This is a genomic window from Pseudoalteromonas sp. TB25, assembly GCF_000497995.1.
GTDB lineage: Bacteria > Pseudomonadota > Gammaproteobacteria > Enterobacterales > Alteromonadaceae > Pseudoalteromonas > Pseudoalteromonas distincta.
Genome location: NZ_AUTI01000160.1, coordinates 1 through 4,757 on the forward strand (window position 1 = coordinate 1; position 4,757 = coordinate 4,757).

At 38.1% G+C, this 4,757-nt stretch carries 7 protein-coding genes; 5 read left to right on the forward strand and 2 right to left on the reverse strand.

The features are described from left to right. A partial coding sequence (locus tag L652_RS0103435) for a cupin domain-containing protein (RefSeq protein WP_024603292.1) occupies positions 1–384 on the forward strand: 384 nt, incomplete at its 5' end. 144 nt (positions 385–528) lie between these two features. Continuing rightward, positions 529–909, forward strand: a complete 381-nt coding sequence (locus L652_RS0103440) for an STAS/SEC14 domain-containing protein (RefSeq protein WP_002960091.1) — start codon at positions 529–531, stop codon at positions 907–909. Between the two features lie 95 nt (positions 910–1,004). On the opposite strand, the gene L652_RS0103445 is transcribed toward L652_RS0103440, so the two are convergent. Continuing rightward, a complete protein-coding gene (locus tag L652_RS0103445) occupies positions 1,005–1,892 on the reverse strand; it encodes a LysR family transcriptional regulator (RefSeq protein WP_024595729.1) in 888 nt (295 codons plus the stop codon). A 119-nt stretch (positions 1,893–2,011) separates the two neighbouring features. Between L652_RS0103445 and L652_RS0103450 the strand changes: the two genes are divergently transcribed. The 3 genes from L652_RS0103450 (at position 2,012) to L652_RS0103460 (ending at position 4,053) form a co-directional block, all read left to right on the forward strand. Next, positions 2,012–2,890 (forward strand): MBL fold metallo-hydrolase, encoded by an 879-nt coding sequence (locus L652_RS0103450; protein ID WP_024595728.1) that lies wholly within the window; start codon positions 2,012–2,014, stop codon positions 2,888–2,890. Between the two features lie 40 nt (positions 2,891–2,930). Further along, positions 2,931–3,581 carry a DsbA family protein gene (locus L652_RS0103455; protein WP_024595727.1) on the forward strand — a complete coding sequence of 217 codons (651 nt, stop codon included), beginning with the start codon at positions 2,931–2,933 and terminating at the stop codon, positions 3,579–3,581. Positions 3,582–3,663: 82 nt separating this feature from the next. Further along, positions 3,664–4,053 carry a nuclear transport factor 2 family protein gene (locus L652_RS0103460; RefSeq protein WP_024595726.1) on the forward strand — a complete coding sequence of 130 codons (390 nt, stop codon included), beginning with the start codon at positions 3,664–3,666 and terminating at the stop codon, positions 4,051–4,053. A gap of 45 nt (positions 4,054–4,098) precedes the next feature. Here the strand turns inward: L652_RS0103460 and L652_RS0103465 are convergent. Next, positions 4,099–4,757 (reverse strand): PfkB family carbohydrate kinase (locus L652_RS0103465; protein WP_024595725.1); only part of this gene is annotated, 659 nt, incomplete at its 5' end.

The following is a 4,757-nucleotide window of genomic DNA, read 5'->3' on the forward strand; positions in this document are numbered from 1 at the left end:
ATATTTGTAAAGTTATGGCAGTTTCAGCCAGATGATCGAACCCACGTGCGTTTACAAACGGACTTGATGCAAAGTACGGCGCACCCTAGTTTTAAAAATGTAGCCGTAACCCCTTTATACAAAGACGATTTTGAAGACGTAAGCTTGTTGGACTTTAAGCCCAACGCCTGCATGGTTATAAGCGCAAAAGGCGGAGCTGAGCTGCTAGTACTTGAAGGCTCATTTGATGAGCAAGCCGATACCCTTGTAAAAAACAGTTGGTTAAGAGTGCCTATTAATAGCTCTGTTAACGTTAAAGCGGGAAGTAATGGTGCAAAAGTATGGCTTAAAACGGGCCATTTAACTGATGTAGAAAACCAGATATCTCGCGTACAAAATGCGTAATTGAGTCGTTTATTTGAGACTATTTAATGATCTAGCTCAGAACTATTTATTGATTTAGTTCAGGACTATTTATTGATTTAGTTCAGGACTAATTAATTTTAGAAGGTGTACTTTTACCACTCAGCCTATTTAAGGAGAGCAGTAATGGTACACACAACACATGGTTTATCGATTGGTCTTGAACGTGCAGGAAGAGAGTTTTTTTTAAAACTTAAAGCCGTTGGTACGCTTACTCACGACGACTACAAAATAATTACCCCAATGATAAATTCAGCTCTTGGCGAAGTTAAGCACCCAGTTGTAAACGCCTTAATAGATGGTAGCGAGCTTGAAGGTTGGGAATTACGCGCAGCGTGGGACGACCTCAAGTTAGGTGTTAAGCACTCTAAAGAATTTAAAAAAGTAGCTATTTACGGTAATAAAGAGTGGCAAGCTCGAATGGCCAAAATAGGTAACTGGTTTATATCGGGTGAGGTTCAATACTTTGAAAATGCTACCGCAGCCATAGATTGGCTAGACGAATAATAAATCCCTTCTTTCAAAAAATAGCGCTTACAAAGCGCTATTTCAACTCTTAAATAAAGGACTTATAGCGAACGTTTAATAGTTTTCGCTTATTGTTAAGTATCAATTTTATCAAAATACGTTACTAAGCTATCAATAAATGAACGAAGTGCAAGTGACTGATGTTTCCTAGAGCGGTAAATACCGTATATGTTCAAAGTTTGTGGTTTAAGGTGTGGTAGTAAATGTATTAACGTTCCATTATTTATATATTTCTGCGCAGCAAACTTAGGTTGTAGAGTTATTCCTTGATTATTAAGAGCAGCTTTTAACAGTAAGCTCGAATCATTAGCACTGAAGTTACCAGCAATCGCTACAGATACGGGTTTTTCAGGGTGTGAAAAATGCCACATACTTTTTTCAAACCGTGAATAGTTCAAACAGTTATGGCGACTCAAATCATCCGTAGTTATAGGCTTAGAGTTTTTTTCTAAATATTCTGGGCTTGCACATAATACTGAATGGCATTTCCCAAGTGGGCGAGCAATTATATTAGGATCTAAGTCATTGGTAATTCTAATTGCTAAATCTATTCGCTCTTCTACCAAATTTGTAACGTGATTACTAATTTGTACATCAATACTGACTTCGGGATGAGCGTGCAAGAATTGTTGCAACATATCTGGTAGTACATCATGTGCTAAAAAAGGCGAGCACGACAACCTAATTTGCCCGTTTAATCTGTTATTACTTTCTATTGGCGCACTGATGTTTTGGGCGATGGCAATGAGCTCTCGGCTATGATTAAGTACTTTTTCACCCTCTGACGTGAGTGTTATTTTTCTTGTTGACCGATGGAGTAGTTGGGTATTTGCCCACTTTTCCATTTGATTCAAATACCGTGTAACCATAGATCTAGACATATCTAAAGCACGGGCAGCACCGGCTAGACTTTTCTGCTCTACAATTTTTATAAATACATCAGCTGCAATAATTCTATCCATTCACTTTGCCTATATGTTCGATTTATGCAACAGATAGTTGCATTCTGCCTAGTTTTTCATTCTTAAATTGCAACATACAATAGCCTCATCTTAACGAAATAACAAACAGGCTACTGAGAATGAAAAAAGTTAAACACGTATTAGCAGCAACAGCTTTATTAGCAAGCACATTAATGCAACCGGTATTAGCGCAAAGTGAATTAGTTGTTGATGTATATAACCCACAAGACAAAAGTATTTTTGCTGTTTCATCAAGCATTATAAGTGGTGATAACGAAGTGTTATTAGTGGATGCCCAATTTCAGCGTAATGATGCACAAGCATTGGTTGAAAAAATAAAAGCGAGCGGTAAAACATTAACAGCTGTTTATATTAGTCACAGCGACCCTGATTTTTACTTTGGTTTAGATGTAATTAAAGCTGCTTTTCCAAAAGCAAAGTTATTAGCGACTAAATCAACAGTAGAGAATATTAAGCGCTCAATGCAAGGAAAGTTAAATTATTGGGGGCCTATTTTAAAGAGCAATGCACCTAAAGAACTTATTTTGCCAGAAGTAATGCTATCTAATAGCCTAACTATAGATGGGAAAGAAATTATTATTAAAAATTTACAGCATGATCCAAAGCATACTTACCTTTGGATCCCTTCTATAAAAACAGTGCTGGGTGGGGTTGTAGTATTTGATCAAATGCATGTGTGGTTGGCCGATTCGAGCACTGCTGCAGAGCGTCAAACTTGGCAGTCAACATTAGATAACATCGAGAATTTAAAACCACAGACTGTTATTCCAGGTCATTTTTTACAGGGCAGTAAACAAGACCTTTCTGGTGTGTCATTCATGAAAGGATACTTAAATAAAGCGGATAGCGCTGCAAAAAATGCAAAAAACTCAACTGAATTTGTAGAGATAATGACTCAAGCTTACCCTGATTTAGGTGCAAGAAGCATTTTAGAGTTGGGCTCAAAAGTGGTTATGGGTGAGATGCAATGGCACTAAGTGCCCTTGCGTTAAGCAATTATTTAGATAGGAAATATTAATGAAAAACGTAACGTTACATATAATTGTTGACCCTTTATGTGGTTGGACTTACGGCAGCGTGCCCTTGATCACCGCTGCTGAAAATATTGATGGTTTAATTGTAAAAGTACACAGTGGAGGTATGCTAACAGGTGATAATGTCAAACCTGTGACTCCTGCATGGCGTGAATTTGCACTTAAAAACGACAGTGTCATAGCGAAGAAAACCGGTCAGGTATTTGGTAGTAACTATACTGATGGGCTTTTAAAAACCAACGATATTATACTCAACTCGGCTCCGGCTATTACCGCTATATTGGCAGCGCAAGCGCTTGGTATATCAGGTGGGGAAATGCTTAATAGTATTCAACATGCTTATTATGCTCAGGGTAAAAACATTATGCAGCTGCATGTACTGACTGATATTGCATTGGAGCTGGGTTTAAACAAGGCCTTATTTGAAACCCACTTTAATGCGCTAGAAGGCGGTGCAACAGATCAACATATAGCACAAAGCCGAGGCTTATTGCACGATATTCATGGGCAAGGCTTTCCTAGTGCAGCATTTGAATTTAACACAGGTAAGTGGCAAAAAGCCGATATAGCCCATTATTATGGAAAAACTGAGCAGTGGGTTACCTACTTACAGCAATCAGTTGCGCTAGTATAGTGTGATGAAATTTCTAAATAATAAAGCTGTTTATATTACAGCTTTATTGAGCTTCCTTTTTATAGTGCAAGGGTGTGCAAAAATGAACAACATAGACATAATTAAAAGTACGTATGAAGGCAAAACATCACAAGAGAATGGGCAAAATTTAGTTGCTCATGCAAGTGATACTATTACTTGGAAAGAGGCTGACGGTTTTGCTTATGCTGATACATACCATGGTATGAATGACATTACTGAACATGTTTTTCAAAAGCTTGCAAGCGAGTGGTATAACTACACGTTTACGCCACAAAACTACTTATCCCAAGATGATACTGTTGTAGTGTATGGCACGTACTCTGGTACTTATATTAAAACGGGTAAAAAAATGCAAGCTAGGGTCGCGCATATTTGGCAGCTTAAAAATCAAAAAATAACGCACTTTGAACAAATAGTGGATAGTAAAATGGTGTTTGATGCTATGCAGTAACTACGCGTTACTGCATATATTTGAACTTAAAAAACATTAGGTCTATTAAAGTACATCAGCCAGCACAGGTAATGCCGGAAATGCCCCTTTAGCTAAACACGCTTTAGAGCCACATTTAAGAGCGAAGTGCAGGGCGCCTTTTATGCTCGCTTTATCATTTAGTTTATCTGCTAGTGGTAAATCACTTCCTAAGTTATTTAAGTAGTATAAAACCCCCGCTATAAATGCATCACCTGCGCTTGTTGTATCTACGGCGTTTATTTTTGGTGCCGATTCGTTAAGTGTAAATGCGCTGTGGTAAACCGTGGCAGGCTCTGGTCCATCGGTTAAAAACACCAGTTTTACTCCGGTATTTAATAGCATTTGAATGTAATCATCGCTCGTTGTATCGCTATGCTGAGCTAAAAAATTAAGTTCGTCACGCGAGAGTTTTACTATGTCACAATAGGTGTAACAGGCTTTTACATTGCTTGCTATATCGTTTGTGTTTTCCCACAAGCTGTAGCGTAAATTCACATCAAAACTGACGAGCTTATTATTCGCTTTTGCAAGTTCTAGCGCTTTAACCGTTGTGTTGGCAATTGCTGATTCGGTTAATGTGTTTGAACAAAAGTGTAGTGTGCTTATTTCTTGCCAATTTATATGCGCTAAATGCGCCTGCGTTAATAGTACATCGGCTGTGTTATGGCGATAAAAGCCAAAAC